This is a genomic window from Holdemanella hominis, assembly GCF_014306155.1.
GTDB classification, from domain to species: domain Bacteria; phylum Bacillota_I; class Bacilli_A; order Erysipelotrichales; family Erysipelotrichaceae; genus Holdemanella; species Holdemanella hominis.
On the sequence record NZ_JACRWH010000015.1, the window covers coordinates 22117 to 41705 of the forward strand.

Annotated in this window: 15 protein-coding genes and 2 pseudogenes; 13 read left to right on the top strand and 4 right to left on the bottom strand. The window is 34.2% G+C overall.

Annotated elements, in window-relative coordinates; translation table 11 throughout:
* The first annotated feature begins 32 nt into the window (after nucleotides 1–32).
* From H8911_RS12435 to H8911_RS12690, 3 genes and pseudogenes are all read left to right on the top strand, one after another.
* Nucleotides 33–227, top strand: a complete 195-nt coding sequence (locus H8911_RS12435; RefSeq protein ID WP_222620961.1) for a hypothetical protein — start codon at nucleotides 33–35, stop codon at nucleotides 225–227.
* Nucleotides 181–1065 (top strand): annotated as a pseudogene (locus tag H8911_RS12685) (dicarboxylate/amino acid:cation symporter). Before H8911_RS12435 ends, H8911_RS12685 begins: the two are co-directional and overlap by 47 nt.
* 391 nt (nucleotides 1066–1456) lie before the next feature.
* Complete coding sequence (locus H8911_RS12690) at nucleotides 1457–1591, top strand: hypothetical protein (protein ID WP_255466298.1); 135 nt, start codon at nucleotides 1457–1459, stop codon at nucleotides 1589–1591.
* Here the strand turns inward: H8911_RS12690 and H8911_RS05385 are convergent.
* A complete protein-coding gene (locus tag H8911_RS05385; protein ID WP_186998925.1) occupies nucleotides 1572–2471 on the bottom strand; it encodes a calcium/sodium antiporter in 900 nt (299 codons plus the stop codon). The genes H8911_RS12690 and H8911_RS05385 overlap by 20 nt on opposite strands.
* A 524-nt stretch (nucleotides 2472–2995) precedes the next feature.
* Between H8911_RS05385 and H8911_RS05390 the strand changes: the two genes are divergently transcribed.
* Nucleotides 2996–3913, top strand: a complete 918-nt coding sequence (locus tag H8911_RS05390; RefSeq protein ID WP_186998926.1) for a calcium/sodium antiporter — start codon at nucleotides 2996–2998, stop codon at nucleotides 3911–3913.
* A gap of 7 nt (nucleotides 3914–3920) precedes the next feature.
* On the opposite strand, the gene H8911_RS05395 is transcribed toward H8911_RS05390, so the two are convergent.
* Nucleotides 3921–4529 (bottom strand): TetR/AcrR family transcriptional regulator, encoded by a 609-nt coding sequence (locus tag H8911_RS05395; RefSeq protein ID WP_199593122.1) that lies wholly within the window; start codon nucleotides 4527–4529, stop codon nucleotides 3921–3923.
* A gap of 185 nt (nucleotides 4530–4714) precedes the next feature.
* On the opposite strand from H8911_RS05395, the gene H8911_RS05400 reads away from it, so the two are divergent.
* The 7 genes from H8911_RS05400 (at nucleotide 4715) to H8911_RS05430 (ending at nucleotide 16151) form a co-directional block, all read left to right on the top strand.
* Nucleotides 4715–6796 carry an efflux RND transporter permease subunit gene (locus tag H8911_RS05400; RefSeq protein WP_186998927.1) on the top strand — a complete coding sequence of 694 codons (2082 nt, stop codon included), beginning with the start codon at nucleotides 4715–4717 and terminating at the stop codon, nucleotides 6794–6796.
* Nucleotides 6797–6798: 2 nt separating this feature from the next.
* Entirely contained in the window at nucleotides 6799–9192 is a 2394-nt protein-coding gene (locus H8911_RS05405) for a YhgE/Pip domain-containing protein (protein ID WP_186998928.1), read from the top strand.
* Nucleotides 9193–9285: 93 nt separating this feature from the next.
* Nucleotides 9286–9438, top strand: a complete 153-nt coding sequence (gene scfA, locus H8911_RS05410) for a six-cysteine ranthipeptide SCIFF (RefSeq protein WP_003865538.1) — start codon at nucleotides 9286–9288, stop codon at nucleotides 9436–9438.
* Between the two features lie 80 nt (nucleotides 9439–9518).
* The gene (gene scfB / locus H8911_RS05415) at nucleotides 9519–10913 is read left to right on the top strand and encodes a thioether cross-link-forming SCIFF peptide maturase (RefSeq protein ID WP_186998929.1); all 1395 of its coding nucleotides are present in this window, start codon (nucleotides 9519–9521) and stop codon (nucleotides 10911–10913) included.
* A complete protein-coding gene (locus H8911_RS05420; protein ID WP_186998930.1) occupies nucleotides 10894–12222 on the top strand; it encodes an aminotransferase class V-fold PLP-dependent enzyme in 1329 nt (442 codons plus the stop codon). Before scfB ends, H8911_RS05420 begins: the two co-directional genes overlap by 20 nt.
* Nucleotides 12223–12309: 87 nt before the next feature.
* Nucleotides 12310–14241, top strand: coding sequence for a bile acid Fe-S flavoenzyme BaiCD (gene baiCD, locus H8911_RS05425; RefSeq protein ID WP_186998931.1), 1932 nt, complete (start codon nucleotides 12310–12312; stop codon nucleotides 14239–14241).
* Nucleotides 14242–14249: 8 nt separating this feature from the next.
* Nucleotides 14250–16151, top strand: a complete 1902-nt coding sequence (locus tag H8911_RS05430) for an NADH:flavin oxidoreductase (RefSeq protein ID WP_117924539.1) — start codon at nucleotides 14250–14252, stop codon at nucleotides 16149–16151.
* Nucleotides 16152–16167: 16 nt separating this feature from the next.
* Here H8911_RS05430 and H8911_RS05435 read toward each other — a convergent pair whose 3' ends face one another.
* Nucleotides 16168–16908, bottom strand: coding sequence for a nitroreductase family protein (locus tag H8911_RS05435; RefSeq protein ID WP_222620964.1), 741 nt, complete (start codon nucleotides 16906–16908; stop codon nucleotides 16168–16170).
* 53 nt (nucleotides 16909–16961) lie between these two features.
* Here H8911_RS05435 and H8911_RS05440 point away from each other — a divergent pair, with 53 nt between their 5' ends.
* Nucleotides 16962–18632, top strand: a complete 1671-nt coding sequence (locus H8911_RS05440; RefSeq protein WP_186998932.1) for a DUF975 family protein — start codon at nucleotides 16962–16964, stop codon at nucleotides 18630–18632.
* Between the two features lie 23 nt (nucleotides 18633–18655).
* On the top strand, nucleotides 18656–19150 hold the full coding sequence (locus tag H8911_RS05445) for a TraX family protein (RefSeq protein ID WP_369410293.1): 495 nt from the start codon (nucleotides 18656–18658) through the stop codon (nucleotides 19148–19150).
* Nucleotides 19151–19259: 109 nt separating this feature from the next.
* On the opposite strand, the pseudogene H8911_RS05450 reads toward H8911_RS05445, so the two are convergent.
* Nucleotides 19260–19589, bottom strand: a pseudogene (locus H8911_RS05450) (IS4 family transposase); the annotation flags it as partial.

A 19589-nucleotide genomic window follows, 5' to 3' on the forward strand; every position in this document is an offset into this window, starting at 1 on the left:
ATGATATGGTAAAATATTTACATTATTGTAGAATGAGTATAAAAAAGAACGGATATAATATAACGCTTGGTATTTTTATTGGGTTGATTGCCGGTGTTATTATTGGAATTATTATGCCGGAATGGGCAAATATGGGCATTGAGTGTGGTTTCCACTATTTATATGTCGGCATTAAAAATGATGATTTCCCCACTTGTATTCACAAGTTTAGTTATGGGGATCATTAGAATTGGGGATATTGCCAAAACAGGTAAGGTAGATTTATATACCTTATTATGGTATACGGGTACAACGGCTTTAGTTTCAGGTTTAGGTTTGGTTTTGCCTCGTATGTTGCATTTGGGTAAGAATGTGCATATTGTTACGACAAAAACACAAGTGGAGGCTGCGACATTTAATGGATTGTTGGATACTTTACAGAATATTATTCCGCCAAATCCAGTGGAAGCTTTCGAATCAGGAAATATACATTAAGTATTAGCTTTTGCGGTAATTATTGGACTTGCATGTTTGGCTGTTCAGGAAAAGGCGGATCCATTTATTAATTTGCGTGATTCCATTTATCAAATTTCTACTTTTATTATTAGTAAGATCATGTATGTGACTCCATTTGGAGTATTCGCATGTATCGCTACAGTTATGTATTCAAATGGTGTGGATACAATGCTTCAATTAGGACAAGTATTATTGGCATTGTATATTACGTTCTATTTATATGCGTTTATTATTTATGGTGGTATGGTCAAATTTTATGGAAAATACAGTCCAATTCAAATTTTTAAGGGTATCGCACCTGTAGGATTGAATGCGTTTGGTACTTGTTCAAGTAGTGCTACGATTCCCATTTCATTAAAGTGTGCAACTGAAAAAATTGGCATTCCAGAAGAAATTACTTCGTTGACTCTTCCTTTAGGGACAACTATCGATATGGATGCAGTTTCGATTTTGATGTCATTGATGATCACATTCTTTGCGACTGCACTTGGTATTGATTTAAGCATTGGTACAATGGTTACAGTACTTGCTTGTAACGTATTGTTAAGTATTGGAATTAAGTGGATCTGAGAAACGTTTTTATATTCTGCTTTTCTAATTTGTCATACTGACGATACATTGACTGCACCTGATTTTAAATCCTGTCATCTTGACTTTTCACACTTTGTCGCAATGCAGGACACATTGATTCTAGATATGAAAAAATGTGGACACACAATGAAATCATGCTTTGGATTCTAGTATAAAGAATCTCTCATCCAGTTAGGTCTAAGGGTAAGCCCTGCTGGATGCAGTATGAGTTTACAGAGTACGGTCCACATGGATTGGAAATGCTCAAAAAACAAAAGCTATGCAAAGACTATATGCAAGGCCTAGAACCATGCTGAAAGCTTTGCGATGCTCCATTTCTCGCAATGAGAGAAAGAGAATCTCGTCATTTTAATGATGAGAGTACGTCAAAATGTTGAAGTTTTTGGCTCATTTTAAAAAGACAACAAATGATCAACTTGATCAGGAAGAACCTAAAAAAGAAGATACTGTTGTCTTATTAGAAGAGATTTGTGATTTGTTGAAGACTAGTAAAGAAGATAAATAAAGTAAATCAAATATGTAACTAACAAGAGTATGCCGGCTTTTTTGTCGAGTACTCTTGTTTTTTTAGTGCAAATATAAAGGACAAGACCAATCAATATTGCGACAAAGGAATCGATGATAAAGTTAGGTTCAAAAGGTACGGGAGTAATAAGTGCACTAGCCCCTACGACAAATAGGATATTAAAGATATTAGATCCGATGATGTTTCCAATCGCGATGTCGGCATTGCCTTTTTTTGCAGCAGTTACAGAAGTGACAAGTTCTGGTAAGGATGTTCCTAAGGCAACAATGGTTAGTCCGATAAATCTTTGGCTGACACCTAATGAGATGGCAATGTTTGTGGCTGCATCTACCGCAAAGTTACTTCCAATCATTAAACATACAAGTCCGAGTGGAATAAATAATGGGTTTGTTTTTTTGATTTCAGTTTCTTCCATTTGATTCTTAGACATTCTAAAGATGTAGTATAAGTAACCAAGAAAGAATACCCACATAATAATTCCATCTAAACGAGAAATTGTTGTGTTGATGCCTAATAATATCAATACAAGTGTTACAAGCATCATAAATGGCATTTCATATTTGATTGTACTATTTTGAATATGTAATGGACGAATGAGTGCTGTAATGCCAAGAATGATTCCTACATTTAAAATATTACTTCCAACAACATTTCCAATTGTGATGGCTGCATTGGATTTTAATGCAGCTGTAATGGAAACAAAGGCTTCTGGAAGACTGGTTCCCATCGCAACGATAGTAAGTCCAATGACAAGTTGGGGTATGCCAAAGCGTGATGCGATACTGCTTGATCCATCAACGAACCAATCGGCTCCTTTTAGTAGTAGAATAAATCCTAATACTAATAAAATTATATTCATATGTTTTCCTCCTGGACCAGATAAAAATAAAAAGACTCTGGTCTTATATACCAAAGTCTTGCCATTTCATCACAGTCCGGATTTAACATCGTATTGACGAAGCTGTAAACACATATATGTGCAGGCTACTCCCTTTATGGGTTTATTATACATATTTTGGTCAATAAATTCTATATTTAATTGTAAAAATATCTTAACAAATGCCAGTTTTCTAGAAAAGCCACTATTGATTGCGTATTAGATGAATAAATCAAAAGATAAAACGATGCCTATTTTGTCGACTTCTTTATTGGGGAATGGAAAAAGGATTTAATGTTTCAAGTATCACATCGATCTTCTCAGTAAGTGAAGAGTCGATTAAAAAGCTATTGATGAAAGCTTAGGCCAAGCTGCAAAGAGATGGTCGCAAAGATGGATTAATTCTTTTGTTCAATGTTTGTGACGATTGATAGGACAAGATGAAAAATCTCTTCTTTTCTTTTCAGTCTGTGATATAATAAAGTGACTTTGAAAGGATTGAAAAAATGGTATTTCTTTTATTAGTATTAGGTATGGTCCTTTTAATGAAGGGTGCAGACTTGTTTGTGGATGGCAGTGCAAGTGTGGCTCGTAAGTTAAAAGTACCTTCAGTTATTATTGGTTTGACAATTGTTGCGCTCGGAACAAGCTTACCAGAAGCGAGTGTGAGTATTACGGCTGGCTTAATGGGCAGTAATGAAATTGCGATTTCAAATATTGTGGGTTCTAATATTTTCAATACTTTGGTTGTGGTTGGAACAAGTGCAGTCATTGCTCCATTTTTAATGGACAAGGATATTTTGAATCGTGATTTAAAAATCAATATTTTAGTTAGTATTTTACTTTCGATTTTTGTGTTAAATGGAATGTTGAATCGCTTTGAAGGCATGATCTTCTTGGTTGGTTTGGTATTGTTTATTTTAAATTTGATTCGTAGTGCTAAAAAGAATCGTGTTGAGGATGAGGAAGTTGAAACTTTATCGGGAATCAAATGCTTGATTTATATCGTGATCGGTGTTGCGTGTATTATTTGGGGTGGAGACATCACTGTAGATAGTGCAAAACAGATTGCAGCTATACTTGGTATGAGTGATACGTTGATTGGTTTAACTGTCGTATCTATTGGAACTTCATTGCCTGAGTTAGTAACAAGTGTTGTTGCGGCAAGAAAAGGTGAGAGTGGATTATCTTTAGGAAATGCGATTGGAAGTAACATTATGAATATTTTGTTTATTTTGGGTACTTCAAGTACAATTCATCCAATTGCAGCTACTTCACAGAATATTATTGATACTTTTGTCTTGATTGGTGTATCTCTTTTGATTTATGGTATTGCCAAAAAAGGAGATACAATGACAAGAAAAAAGGGGATCTTTATGATCCTCGTATATGTCATTTATATGATTTATATTATTGTACGCTAGGCCTTTCCTAGCTTTTTTTCTTTCCTTGGGAAAGGATAGCACGAATGGAATCGAAAAGAATGGGTTTATATTCTTCGATAGGAAGTGGTTGACTATGAAGAATACTGTTGTAGCAAGTACTTCCTGTAAGTTCAACTATAAGATAGAGTATGACTTCTGAATTTTCGAATTCGTATCCATTTACGGTTGCGATTTCATTAAACTCTTTTATAAGGCTGAAACTATCATTATCGATAGCCGTATTTAATTGGGCATGGAACACGCCCCAAGATAGGTTTCTTTCAACGAATTTTAAAATCAATGGATTGTTTTCTAGTCGAATCAATACTTGATTAATCAAGAAGATAACAGAGTCTTCAAAATTACGAATATCATTTTTCTCTAATTGTTTGTGGGCCTCTTCAAATAGGCGATGTGCTTCTTTTTGAATTAGAATATCGCGTATTTGATATTTATCTTTGAAATAAAGATAGAAAGTCCCTTTTGCGACTCCCGCGTTTTTTACAATATCATTAACAGAGACATTTGTGATGTCTTCTTTTGTGAATAGATTAAAGGCAGCCTGTAAGAGGTTGTTTTCTTTTATTTTCTTGTTTTCGATTATCTTACTTTTCATGCGTATCACCATCCTTATTATAAACAATAATTTAGAAAACACAAATAAAAATGACCTATTGAACATATTAAAACAATTGTATATTTGGGATTTGAAAAAAATAAAATAAAAATATTGACTACTGGTCAGTTTGGTACTATACTCTTCACGTAGTACAGGAAAGGATAGAAAAAAGGTGATTCGATATGGATAAGATGTCAAAATGGATAGTTAAATATCGTAATATGATTTTGGCTGTGGCCATTGTTCTTTTGATTCCAAGTGCAATTGGTTATTTCAATACAAATATTAATTACGATTTATTATCTTATTTACCTTCGACTTCAGAATCTATGAAAACACAAAAGATTCTTGGAGATGATTTTAACTTATCGAGTGTAGACTTCTTGGTTGTCAACAACAAGACGGATCAAGAGGCCTCAAAAATTAAGGAAGAGATCAATAAAATAGATGGAGTTGAAAAATGTATTTGGAGAGATGATGTATTGGATATCTCTGTTCCAAAACAGGCAATTCCAGAAAGTATTCAGGATATGTTATATTCTGGTGACAGCACAATGATGATTGTTACATTTAAAGAGCCAACATCGTCAATGCGTACAATGAATGCGATTAGTAAAATAAAAAAATATACAAAAGATGATTGTTATTTAGGTGGTATGTCAGCCATCAGTGAAGATACTAAAGATCAAACAGAACATGATACGCCAATTTATGCAGGCATTGCGGTTGTATTATGTATGGTCGTATTGTTCTTAGGATTAGAGAGTACAATTGCTCCAGTTGTATTTATGTTAGGAATGATTTTCCCAATCGTTTATAACTTTGGTACAAACGTATTCTTAGGTGAAATTAGTTATATCACAAAGGCTTTGGCCGTTGTATTACAGTTAGCTGTTACTTTGGATTACTCCATCTTCTTATTACATAGATATCAAGAAGAAAAACAAAAACTTCCAAATGAAGAAGCTATGGCAAAGGCTATCAAAGCTACGTTTACTTCAATTACTTCAAGTTCAATCACAACAATTGCAGGTTTCGTTGCCTTGTGTGTAATGCAGTTAACACTAGGTAGAGATATTGGTATTGTCATGGCAAAAGGTGTTGTTCTTGGTGTATTATCAACCATCTTTATTTTGCCAAGCTTGTTGATGTTCTTTGATAAGACGATTGAAAAGTACAAACATAAAACAATTTTGAATGAGTTACATAGAGTACCTCGTTTTGTGATTCATCACTATAAAAAGATTCTTGTTGCCTTCGTGTTGATTTTCATTCCATTTGGATATGGACAGTCACATACAAATATCTATTATGATTTGATTTCTGGTATGCCAGGTGATTTTGCGAGTATCATTGGTACAAATCAGTTAAAAGATAAATTTGATATGACAACAACACATTTCGTTTTAGTGGATGACAAATTAACGACAAACGAAATTCAGAATATGTGTTCTGAAATCAAAGATTTAAAAGGAATTCATAATGTATTGGCTTATGAAGAATTTGTGGGTCCAGGACTTGCATCCAACTTTACTCCAAGTGTAGTAAAGGATATTTTCCAAAATGGCGGAAAGAAATTAATTGTTGTGAACAGTGATTATAAAGCTGCAACCGATAAATTAAATACACAGTTAGATAAAATGGATACCATCATTCATAAATATGATAAGAAGGGTATGATTGGTGGAGAAGGAAGTATGACACGTGATTTGATCACAACAACAAATACAGACTTTGCGATGGTTAACGTATTATCTGTAATCATGATTTTTATCATTGTTGCCTTAACATTTAAATCATTTGCACTTCCAGTCATTTTAGTACTAACAATTGAATTTGCGATCACAATCAATATGGGTATTCCATTCTTTACAAAAACTACACTTCCATTTATCGCAAGTATGGTTATCGGAACTATTCAATTGGGTGCTACCGTTGACTACGCTATCCTAATGACAACGCGTTTTAAAGAAGAGTTATCGCATGGTAAGAAGGTTAAGGAAGCGGCTTTAATTGCGATGGAAAAATCGAGTGTTTCCATTATGACAAGTGGATTCTCATTCTTTGCCGCATGTATCGGTGTAAGCTTTATAGCTAAGATGGATTTAATTAAATCATTAGTTATTTTATTAGCACGTGGTGCTTTAATTTCAGTCGTAAGTATTTTATTAGTATTACCTTCATTGTTGATTTTCTGCCATAAGTTTATTGAAAAAACGACAAAGAATTGGCCAGAATCAAACATGGAAGCGAAAGGAGAATAAATATGAATTTAAGTCATACAGTAAAAGTAGTTGGTAGTGTAGTGTTGAGTGCAGTTATGGCAGGAAGTATGATGCCTGTGACTGTATTTGCACAAAATAATGATGAAAATCCTACAGAAAAAACAGAAACTGTTTATTCTGTATTAAACTCTGATGGTTCAATCAGTGATACAATCGTATCGAGCTGGTTACATGATGAGGATGGAATTAATAATATTAAAGAAACTTTAAACTTAACAGATGTTAAGAACATTAAATCAAATGAAAAACCTTCAAAAAATGGAAATACATATACATGGAATGCGAAAGGAAATGATGTGTATTATGAAGGAACAGGAACAAAACAACTTCCTGTGTCTGTTAAGCTTCGTTATGAATTAGATGGTCAGGAAATGTCTGCAAAAGATATGGAAGGTAAGTCTGGTCATTTGAAATTAACTATTTCTTTCACAAATAACTATTCAGAAGTAAAAAATATTAATGGCAAATCCATTGTGATTCACCCTAGTTATTTAGCTGGTGGTATGTTGAATATGAGTACTGGTAACTTTACAAATGTGAAGTGTGAATCTGGTAAGATCGTAAATGATGGAACAAATGAAATGTTGGCATTTGCGAATATTCCAGGCTTGAATGAAACATTAAGATCTGCTGGTTTAGACAAAGTAAATAATCAATTAGGAATTAGTGATGATGTAACAGTAGAAGCGGATGTCAATAATTTTGATTTAGGTTCTATCATGGTTGGTATGACAAATGAAATTGATTTGGCAAGTGAATTAGGTGAAATTGGTTCTGTATCTGAATTAACAGATGGAATCGATCAATTAATTGAAGCGGATGATCAATTGATTGATGGTTCTAAACAATTGTATGATGGAACAACTCAATTAAAAGAAGGTATTGCTCCATTATCAAGTGCATATCCTCAAATTGAAACATTAACAAATGCATTTGATCAATTACATGATGGAACAACAACTTTAAGCACTGGTTTAAATCAATATACGGCTGGTGTGGATCAATTAAATGTCGTTAGTAAACAAAATTTATATAAATTATCAATGGGTGCTACAACATTAAATACATCTTTAAATAACAAAGAATCAAAGAGTCAATTAAATCAATTGGTTCAAGGATCTCAAGCTTTGGATGCTGGTATTCAGAATCTAAATGAACAAGTAAATGGCGATGACAGTATGTTAAAACCAGATATGGTAAAAAATCTTACTGAAGCTTTAAAGACTACGAATGAACAGGTTGGAAAATTAGGACAAGTATTGAATGATTTACAAGATCAAGAAGGTGCATTTGTTGATTTAAGCAATCAAATTACAAAAGCCAGTGAAAATATTAATAAATTAGGAACTCTACAAACAAGTTTTAAAGAAGTTACAGATGGAGCATCTGCAATTATTACTGCAGATAATGAACAAATTAAGAGTGTTGATGATCAATTAGCTGCTATTCGTACAAAAGAAATCAACGCATTAAATGCTTCAATTGAAGCGTTAAAAAATGCTGCCAATGCTGTTCCAGAAGATGATACAACTGGAGCTAAAGCTAAGATTGAAGAACAAATTAATGCATTAGAAAGCCAGAAAGCGACATTAGGAGATGCGTCTTCATTAAGTGTTACATTGAAAGATTTAAGTCAATGTCAGGCGGGTATTGATAAAATTGTTGCGGATTCAAAGGAAACTTTAGAAGAATTAAATGCTGTTTATAATAGTTCTAAAACTGACATTGAGAATCTTAGTACAAAATTGGATGAAGCTAAAAAGTCAATTGAAGTTTTAAATGGCGTAATGAAGCAATTAAATGAAAATGGCATAACTAGTGAAGAGTTTGAAAAAAAGGTGAATACTTTAAAAGCAGGAGTTGAAAAATTAGCAAAGAATTCACCTGCTTTAGCTAATGGTGTAGCCACTCTAGCAAACAAATTAAATAATTTAGGTGAAGGCTTAAATGGCTTAGATTCAGGTATGTCTCAGGCTTATACAGGAATAACTCAAGCAACAAGTCAATTATCTGATAACAGTGATTCTTTAAGAAATGGTGCAAAAGCATTAAATGATGGAACTGCACAATTAAGTGCATCTAAGTCAAAGATGAGCGAATTAACTAGTGGATTAACTAAATTAAGTGATGCCGTTGATCAATTGAATGATGGTGCTAAACAATTGTATGAGGGTAACGAACAATTTAAGTCTGAAGGATTGGATCAATTAAAAGAAAAGGTTGATTTAGGTGTTGGAGAACTTGAAACATTACAAAGTGTAATGGATGAAATCAAAGCTATGAACAAAGAATATGCTTCTTACTCTGGTGCTCCAGAAGGTGCTACAGTAACGAGTCGTTATGTATTCCGTACTAAGGAAGAAAGTTCTAAATAGTTTATAAAGGTATTCTTCGGAATGCCTTTTTAATTTGATATTCTTTTGTTGGCGTGTTAAAATAAAGAGGAATTTATATGGGGGTATATAATCATGAAACATATTAATACAGTAGATACTCGTAACTTGTGTGAAAGCGCAAAAAATGGTGGATGTGGAGAATGCCAAACTTCTTGCCAATCAGCTTGTAAAACTAGCTGCGGAATCGCTAACCAAGCTTGCGAAAATAATAAAGAAAGTAAGTAATTAAGAAATGCCGAAGTGATTCGGCATTTTTAATGCCGCCTTTAAGGCAGCATTTTTTAAATTTTGAGGAGGAAATATAGATGATTCATCAGTATAAGATGTTTGATCAGAATATTGTATTGGATATTTGTTCAGGAAGCATTCATGTGGTAGATGAAATTGCTTATGATATGATTGCTGAATTTTTAGATAAAGATAAAAATACCTTGGTTTTAGAAATGAAGGAGAAATATCCTAGTGTTGAAACATCTGAATTAGAAGAATGTTACGACCAGATTTTAGAATTAAAAGAACAAGGTCGTTTATTTAGTGAAGATACATATGAGCCGATGGCAGGACAGTTAAAGGCTAAGACAAGTGGTGTTATTAAAGCTTTATGTCTTCATATTGCCCATACTTGTAACTTGAATTGCTCGTATTGTTTTGCCAGCCAAGGAAAATACCATGGGGACCGTGCATTAATGAGTTTTGAAACGGGAAAACGAGCTCTTGATTTCTTGGTGGAAAATTCAGGAACACGCAGAAACTTAGAAGTGGATTTCTTTGGTGGAGAGCCACTAATGAACTTTGATGTGGTTAAACAATTAGTTGAGTATGCTCGTAGTATTGAAAAAGATGCTGGAAAGAATTTCCGTTTTACATTAACGACAAATGGTATGTTGATTGATGATGACGTAATTGAATTTGCGAACAAAGAAATGAGCAATGTTGTATTAAGCTTAGATGGACGTAAAGAAGTTCATGACCGTTATCGTGTGGATTATTCTGGTAAGGGAAGTTTTGATACAATCGTTCCTAAATTCCAAAAGTTAGTAAAGGCTCGTGAAGGTAAAAATTACTATATGCGTGGTACTTTTACTCATGCCAATCCAGACTTCTTAAAAGATGTGCAACAAATGTTAGATTTAGGATTTAGAGAATTAAGTATGGAACCTGTTGTTGCCAAGTCAGATGATCCTTCTGCACTAACTGAAGCGGATCGTGAAGTTGTTATGAAACAATATGAAGATTTAGCGAAGTTGATGTTGGAATATGATGAGAAGAAAGATCCATTTACTTTCTATCACTATATGATTGATTTAAAAGGTGGACCATGTATTTATAAACGTATTTCAGGATGTGGTTCAGGAACTGAATATATGGCCGTAACACCATGGGGAGATTTATATCCTTGTCACCAATTTGTAGGAGAAGAAGCCTTTAAATTAGGAGACATTTATACGGGTGTCACAAACAAAAAGATTCAGGATGAATTTGCATCATGTAACGTATATGCACGTAAAGAATGTGCAGATTGCTGGGCAAGACTTTATTGTTCTGGAGGATGTGCAGCCAATGCATACCATGCGACAGGATCTGTCAAAGGTGTATATAAAGAGGGTTGTGAACTATTCTGTAAACGACTAGAGTGTGCCCTTGCCGTAGCTATTATTCGTGATATGAAAGAAAATAATCATGAAGACGCCGATTGTTAGTTTTCTAAAATCATATCAAGAAAAATCACCTGTAAGAATGCATATGCCAGGCCATAAAGGCGCTGGCATTCTTGGTTTTGAAGGAATGGATCTTACAGAAATTTATGGAGCTGATGAATTGTTTGCGGCAGAGGGAATCATTAAGGAAAGTGAACAAAATGCTTCAAACTTATTTGGCTGTCCAACCTATTATTCAACGCAAGGTTCTACTTTATGCATTCAAACGATGTGCACGATATTATGCCAAGATGCCAAAAGTAAAGGCAAGAAGCCTAAAATTCTTGCAGGAAGAAATGCGCATCGAAGTTTTATTCATGCGGCTGCACTATTAGATTTTGAGATTGAATGGTTATATGGAAATAGTGATTATTTATCTTGTAAGATACATGCAGAGGATTTAGAAAAGGCGATTATTGAAAGTCTTCCAACGGCTGTATATCTGACCAATCCAGACTATTTAGGAAATCTTTTGGATATTAAGTCTTTAGCTAGTGTATGTAAAAAACATAATGTATTACTCGCCATTGATAATGCGCATGGTGCATATCTTCGTTTTCTAAAAGATTCTTTATACCCTATTGATTTGGGTGCTGATCTATGTTGTGATTCGGCCCATAAAACACTGCCTGTACTTACAGGGGGAGCTTATCTTCATTTAAGTGATTCTTTGAATCAAGTATGGAAAAATGACGTTAAACATTTTATGGAATACTTTTCTTCTACAAGTCCATCCTATTTGATTATGGCATCTTTAGATGCGGCAAATGAGGTGTTGGATACTACGTTTAAAAACTCTTTGTTTGAATGTATTCAAAGAGTTGATGGATCAAAGAATACGTTGGTTCAACATGGATACACGATTTTATCTGGTGAACCCATGAAGATTACGATTTCAACAAAAGAGTTTGGCTATACTGGAAATGAAATCGCAAATCTTTTAATGGAATGTGATATCTATCCTGAATTCTATGATTCAGACTATATTGTATTAATGCCATCTCCATATAATACGAAGGATGATTTAAAACGATTAGAGACATGTTTATGTGGAATTGAAGGAAAGCCCATTTTAGTAAATAAACCACCAAAATTAGAACAATCTAAAAAAGCCATGAATGTGCGTCAAGCTTTATTTTCGTCAAGCATAACATTGGATGTATCTAAATCATTAGGACAAGTATGCTCCAGTGTGACTGTATCTTGTCCTCCTGCGATTCTTCCAGTGATTCCAGGAGAAGTGATTAGTGAGTCTTCTATTGAAGTCATGAAATATTATGGTATTGAAACCGTACGAGTTGTCAAAGAATGACAACTCTTTTCTTTTGTGTATGTGAAACCGCTAACAATTGAAGTATAATAAAATAAGAAATAAACATACGAAAAGGAGGAGAATCATATGTTTGACAAATTGTTTGAACCCATACAGATTCGTGGTATGGAATTAAGAAATCGTGTTGTCATGTCTGCGATGGGAACACATGAAAGTGCGGAAAGTGAAGATGGAAAGAGTGTTACAGATAAGTTGATTGCGTATCATGTGGCTCGTGCAAAAGGTGGAAATGGATTAAATACAATTGAAGTTACAAGTGTAGATGCTCCAAGTGCACCTTTTGGATTCTTGTCGATTGCCGAAGACAAATACATTCCAGAATTTAAAAAATTAAATGATGCCGTGCATGAAGCTGGAGGAAAAACTTGCATTCAATTATGGCAAGGTGGATTAGCCGTAGCTTCAGATCAAACGGCTCAAATTTTAGTGCCCAATGACTTACCATTAAGTCCACAATATACAGTGCCAGCTATCACAAATGAAAGATTACTCGATATAATAGATAAGTTTGGCCAAGCTGCAAAACGTGCAGTAGAAGCTGGATTTGATTGTTTAGAATTCCATTGTGCACATAACTATTTACCACACTCTATGCTTTCAGGTGGAATTAACCATCGAAGTGATGAGTGGGGTGGCTCTTTTGAAAACCGTAAGAAATTCCCATTGGAATGTATTAAATCGATTCGTGCCAATATGCCAGAAGATATGCCACTATTCATGCGTGTAGATTGTCATGATGACATGTTAGATGGTGGATTAACGGTTGAAGAAGTGATTGAATTCTGTAAAGATGCTAAAGAATTAGGTGTTGATGTATTAAATATTAGTCGTGGAAATATATTAACGGCAGCTACATTATATGAAGTGGCACCAGTTGATATTGAAAATGGATTTAACGTAGAAGATGCTGCACGCATTCGAAAAGAAACGGGTATGTTGACAATGCCTTGTGGACGTATCAATACGCCTGAATTTGCCGAAAAAATCTTAGAAGATGACAAGGCCGATTTAGTTGTCATGGCACGTGCTCAACTTGCCGACGCTAATTTCTGTAACAAGGCTAGAGCTGGTAAAGTCAATCAAATTCGCTATTGTATTGGATGTAACCAAGGCTGCTATGACTCATTCTGTGCATCCTTATATAATCCAGCGATTAAACACATTACTTGTATGCGAAATCCGGGATTATTAGAAGAGGATACATTAGACTTAAAACCAGAATCTGCTTCTAAAAAAGTTGTCATCTTAGGTGGCGGAATTGCAGGTATGGAAGCAGCTTTAGATTTAAAAGAAACAGGTAATACACCAATTTTATTTGAAAAGAGTGAAAGTCTTGGTGGACAATTCTTATTGGCCGGGGCTATTTCAGCTAAAAAAGACTTTAAGAATGCGGTAGATAAAATGATTTTGGATGTTCAAAAATCTGGAATTGAGGTGCACTTAAATACTGTTGTTACTAAGGAAATGCTAGAAGAAATTAAGCCGGATGCACTCATTGTTGCGATTGGGTCCAGTCCGTTTGTACTTTCAATTGAAGGTAGTGAAAGAGCTATTGTTGCACATGATGTATTGAGTGAAAAAGTAGAAGTGCCAGGTGAAAACGTCGTCATTATTGGTGGTGGTCTTGTTGGTTTTGAAACCGCTGAATTCTTGGCTGCCAGACAAAAGAAAGTTACTGTTTTAGAAATGAAAGAAAAAGCTTTACAGGATCTAGGTCCATTACGTCAAATTACAGCGCAGTTTGTGATGGCACAAATGCCAATCACAATTGAGACAAGTGCCACTGTAGAACGAATTGATGATCATGCAGTTGTTGCCAGTGGCAAAGAATATCCATATGATAGTGTCATTATGGCTGTTGGTTCAAAGGCAAACGACACAAGTATGTATGCAGATTTAGATATTCCTACATATATCGTTGGTGATTGTAAAAAAGCAGGTGTTGCTTTAGATGCATTTAAAGATGCTTATCATGCAGTATTAGAAATTAATAAGTAGGTAGCGATATGACAACTTTATTTGATGAACTTAAAATTGGTTCAATGATATTGAAAAACCGTACCTTTATGGCTCCTATGTCTTTAGGGTATGGAGATCAAACGGGAATCCCAACACTACAAGAACAGGCATATTGGCTTGAAAGAGCTAAAGGAGAAGTAGGATGTATTATTACGGATGCGACTAGTGTTGACCCTAATACACCTTATTTAGGAAATACGCTATGTTTTAGAAGTGAAGAAAGCATTTTGGAATATAAGAAGTTTACGGATAAGATCCATGCATATGGAACAAAAATTATTCCTCAAATTACACATCCAGGGCCAGAAAGTATCTCTTCATTCTTTGGGGTTACACCAATTTCTAGTAGTGGCTATTTAAATTCGATGTACCAACAAACTCGTGAATTAAAAATAGAAGAAATTCCAAACATTATTTCCATGTATGCAAATACTTCTTATCAGGCAAAACAGGCTGGTTTTGATGGAATTGAACTGCATTGTGCTCACGGCTATATGCTTCTAGGCTCTTTCTTGAGTCCTTTAAAAAATAAGCGAACAGATGAATATGGTGGCAATCTAATGCATCGTGCACGCTTATTATTTGAAGTGGTAGAAGCGATTAAATCAAAATGTGGAGATGATTTTCCAATTATTTTAAGAATGTCTGGATCTGAGAAGATTCCAGGTGGAAATACAATTGAAGATACACTTCAATTGATACCTGAATTAGAAAAAAGAGGTGTTGATGCCTTTGAAATTTCGGGTGGATCTCAATATGAATTGCCAAACAAAATTATGCCAAGTCATGGAGAAGAGTGTGCAACCAATTTAAAAGAAGCTTTAAGAATCAAAGAAATCAGTCACGTACCCGTATTGTTGGTGGGAAAGATCAATGAAGCGAAATTGGCTCGTTCTTTAGTGGAGGAAGAGAAAGTCGATGGTATTGTACTAGGTCGTGCTTTACTTGCAGATCCAGATTTTGTCAAGAAGGCAAAAGAACATAAAGATGCACAAATTGCACCTTGTACAGGATGTCTTGCAGGATGTGTTGGACAACAAACAAAGCGGTTATATGGAACTTGCGTGATTAATCCATTCTGTGGTCATGAAATGGAAATAAAGATAGAACCAACTGTTTCGAATAAAAAAATTATGATTGTAGGTGGCGGAATCGGTGGATTAAGCACTGCAAGAATGTGTTCTTTAAGAGGACTTGATGTAGAAGTTTTTGAAAAAAGTGATGTGTTAGGTGGACAGATCAATCTTGCTAGCAAGATTACACCGAAAAAAGAAATGCATAAATGGATTGATTATTTAGAAAATGAATGTCAAAGATTGCATATTCCAGTTCATTTAAATCATGAAGTGAAAGTGAATGATGTACATAATTTTGATGTGATTCTAGTATGTAATGGTTCTATTCCAAATAAACCAAATGGAGATGCCTATACAGCACATGATATTTTGGGTGATAAAGTCGATGTGCATGGAAATATCCTTGTCGTAGGTGGAGGCATGGTTGGCGTTGAGGCAAGTGAATATATTTGTGAAAAGCACCCGGATGCACATGTTACAATTTTGGAAATGAAAAAGAATATTGGTGATGGAGAATCTCCGGCAAACTTAGTTTCTACAATGACTCGTATTCAAAGTCTACCAATCAAGGCACTAACAGAAACAAAACTTGTATCAGTAGAAGATGGTGTTAAGGTTGAAAAAGGTGGAGAAACACAAAATTTAGGAAAATTTGACTTTATCGTATATGCGACAGGCTCAAAACCAGACCCAAGTCTATATGAAGCTATTAGAGAAACGGGAAAAGAAACATACTTATTTGGTGATGCATCATGTGTAGCACAAGCTTTGGAAGCAGTTCGTGATGGCGTAAATATTGCATTAAAACTATAAGAAAAGAAGTGAAGTCTTAATCGGCTTCACTTTTAAATTGATCAATATATTTTTGTACAGAATTTGACATTTCTTTTGAAAAATCCGAATTGTATTTTCGTTTACAGAAAGCTGTTGCCCATTCGTTTAATGTTTTATTTCCAGCTTTATATTCATACATATTTTTTAATTCCTGTTGGTCTTTTCTATGATATTGATCAACACAAACAATATCTTCTAATTGACAACGTTTTGGTTTTTGTCTTTTAAAATGATCTTCTGCAGGATATCCAAGTACTAACATGCATACAGGGACTACATACTCACTTAGATTTAATAATTCTCTATGTAAATCATGCTGCTCTAAAATATCACCTATGTAACAAGATCCGATTCCTAAACTTTCGGCAGCTACAACCGCATTTTGTGCGGCAATGGTCGCATCTGTTGTGGCTAGTAATAAATCGCCTACGCCTGGTTTTCTAGGACTGCAATTTTCATAATTAAATAAATCATACCATTTCTGAAAATCAACACAGAAAATTAAAACCATTTTAGCCTGATTAATAAAAGATTGATTATCACACGTTTTAGATAGCGTTTCTTGTAGTTTCTTATCTTGTACATCAATGATTGTATATATTTGTTGGTTTCCTGCACTCGGTGCCTGCATGCAAGCTTCTAATATCAATTTTCTTTTTTCTTGGGATATTTCTTTATCTTTAAAAATGCGACAAGATTTGCGGTCAAATAAACTTTGAATAATTGGATTCATCATAAATCCCCTTTCTTTTTGAAAATATTTTACTACAGATATGCTATTATTTAAGTATGAAACTCAAAGAAATTAAGAAAAATGCACATAAAAATGTAAAAACTCACTATGCGACCTATTTAGTGTTATGTCTTGCAGCAGTACTTATGGAAAGTGAATTTAGTTCGACTTTATCCCTTTTAAAACAAGATAATGCCAAGAGAGTTTCAGGCCTATTAATGCACTCTTCTTTTGTGAAGTCGATGACATTTTTACTTCCTGAAGACGTCTTTGGTACGACCAACGGTGTATTTGCACATGTGGTAAATGGAATTACTTCAGGATCCTTTGTGAAGACACTATTTTTAGGTTTATCTACCATTGTTCATTCAAAAGATATTGCGGGTATTTGTTTTGTCGTGATGGGTTTATGCATATCTGTGTTTTATAGAGTGTATATTGTGAATGTATTGCCAGTCATCAATCGCAGACTATTTTTGGAAGGAAGAGTTTATGCAAAACTTCCACTTGATCGATTGGTTTATTTAATGCGAATTCGTAAACAGATGAATGTTGCGTTTGTGAGGTTAGTGAAATCTATGATTTTAATAATTATGAACTTTACTGCGATAGGAGGCGTCTACTTTTACTATGTGTATTTCTTAGTGGATTATATCTTAGCTGAAAATCCGACGATATCTTTAAAAGATGCACTTTCTTTATCTCGAAATATGATGAAGGGACATAAGTTGGAATGTTTTAAATGGCAATTTTCAATGGCTGGATGGTACATTCTGGATGTTTGTACATTTGGGATTAGTGCTATATTCTATTCGAATATGTATCGTATGGCTGTGATGAGTGAATTTTATACACTAAGAAGAAAAGAATTTCAAAGTGCTATCTTAAATGATACGTATTTATTTGAAAAACCAAGTAGTGCTTTGATGCGTAATACGTATTCGGATGTAATTGCGGCATTGAATGCGAAAAATCCAATAGAAAATGCGTATACGGGCGTAAAAAAATTCTTGTGTGATAATTTTGGGATCATCTTTCATTTGAGTTCAAAAGAAAAACAATATGAGAGATATACCTATAATAAAATGGAAGCTGAAACTATGATTACCGAAGTGTATTTATTATGTTATCCAGTAAGGCTATCTCCAATTGAAGAGGAGTATAAGAAGTCAAATCTTCGTGTTTTACATCCAAATCGAAATTATACAGTAACATCTATTTTAGTCTGTTTCTTCTTTATGTGTTTTGTCGGATGGATCTGGGAAGTGAGTCTATCTATGATTAGCTATGGATGTTTTGTGAATCGCGGAGTTTTACATGGTCCGTGGATTCCTATTTATGGTTTTGGCTGTGTTTTAATTTTACTTTTATTAAAACGATTTAGAATGCGCCCCAAAGTTGAATTTAGTATGGCCGTACTTCTTTGTGGATGTATTGAATACTTTACGGGTTTCTTTTTAGAGCTTACGCATAATGGTCAAAAATGGTGGGATTATACAGGCTACTTCTTAAATCTTCATGGAAGAATTTGTGCGGAAGGCTTATTGGTGTTTGGCATTGGTGGTATGGCTTTTGTCTATGTGATTGCACCATTAATTGATAACTGGGTTAAAGAACACTTAAATAAAAAATTATCTGCGGCATGTTTGGTTTTACTTCTTTTATTTGGTGCAGATGTTGTTTATTCGCACTTTGAACCTAATGTAGGAGAAGGTGTGACTCAATGATAAAAAAGTAAAATGGAAATCAAATCAAGATGATTGCGATCATTGCGATGTTTATGGATCATTTCGCAACAACATTTTATCCGAATTATGAAAAGTATTGGTGGCTTTTATTGATTCATTTAATTGGACGAGTGGCAGCACCTATCATGTGGTTTATGGTGGTTGAAGGCTATACGCATACGCATAGTTTAAAGAAGTACTTAGAAAGATTATTGATTTTTTCAATTATCGCTCACTTTGCGTATAACTTCTGTTTTGGCATTTCTTTGATTCCTTTAAAAGATTCTTTATTAAATCAGACAAGTATTATATGGCCATTATTCTTGTCGGTGATTGGTTTATGGGTGGAATATCAAGAATGGAAAGATGCAAAGAAGATAGGTTGTATTCTAATTCTTTGTTTGTTGGCATTTCCAAGTGATTGGTCATGCTTTCCCATTCTTTGTACAAACCACATTTATAAAAATCAAGGCAATCTAAAAAAACAAGTACTCGGTATGGCAATGTCATTAAGTTAAGAAATGACGAACCATCCAGATACTATTGTCTGGATGGTGTTTTTATTTGAAAGCACGACGAAATTTGTAGTATTGCTACTACATTTTAAAAAATATATAATATTAGGTGTTAATCATATCGATAGTTGAAAGATACCGGTGATTTGGCTTTCACTTTCCGTTCATTCTGGCGATTAGGACGGATTGGCAGTATTTCTTTAGCTATCAGTGATTCAATATCAGGTGGATTCTTTCCACCTTTTTCTTTTAGGTAGTTACGTATTATATGAAAGGCACGTACATAATTTAATTGATACTCGTATTTTCTGTCTTTTTCTTTAATTTTTATATTGTTACTTACTCTGCTGCAGAAATTATATAACACTAGCTTTGCATAAATTTCCTGCTCTATAAACATTCTTTTCTTTGAATGCAATGTATTTAAATCTAGATGATATTT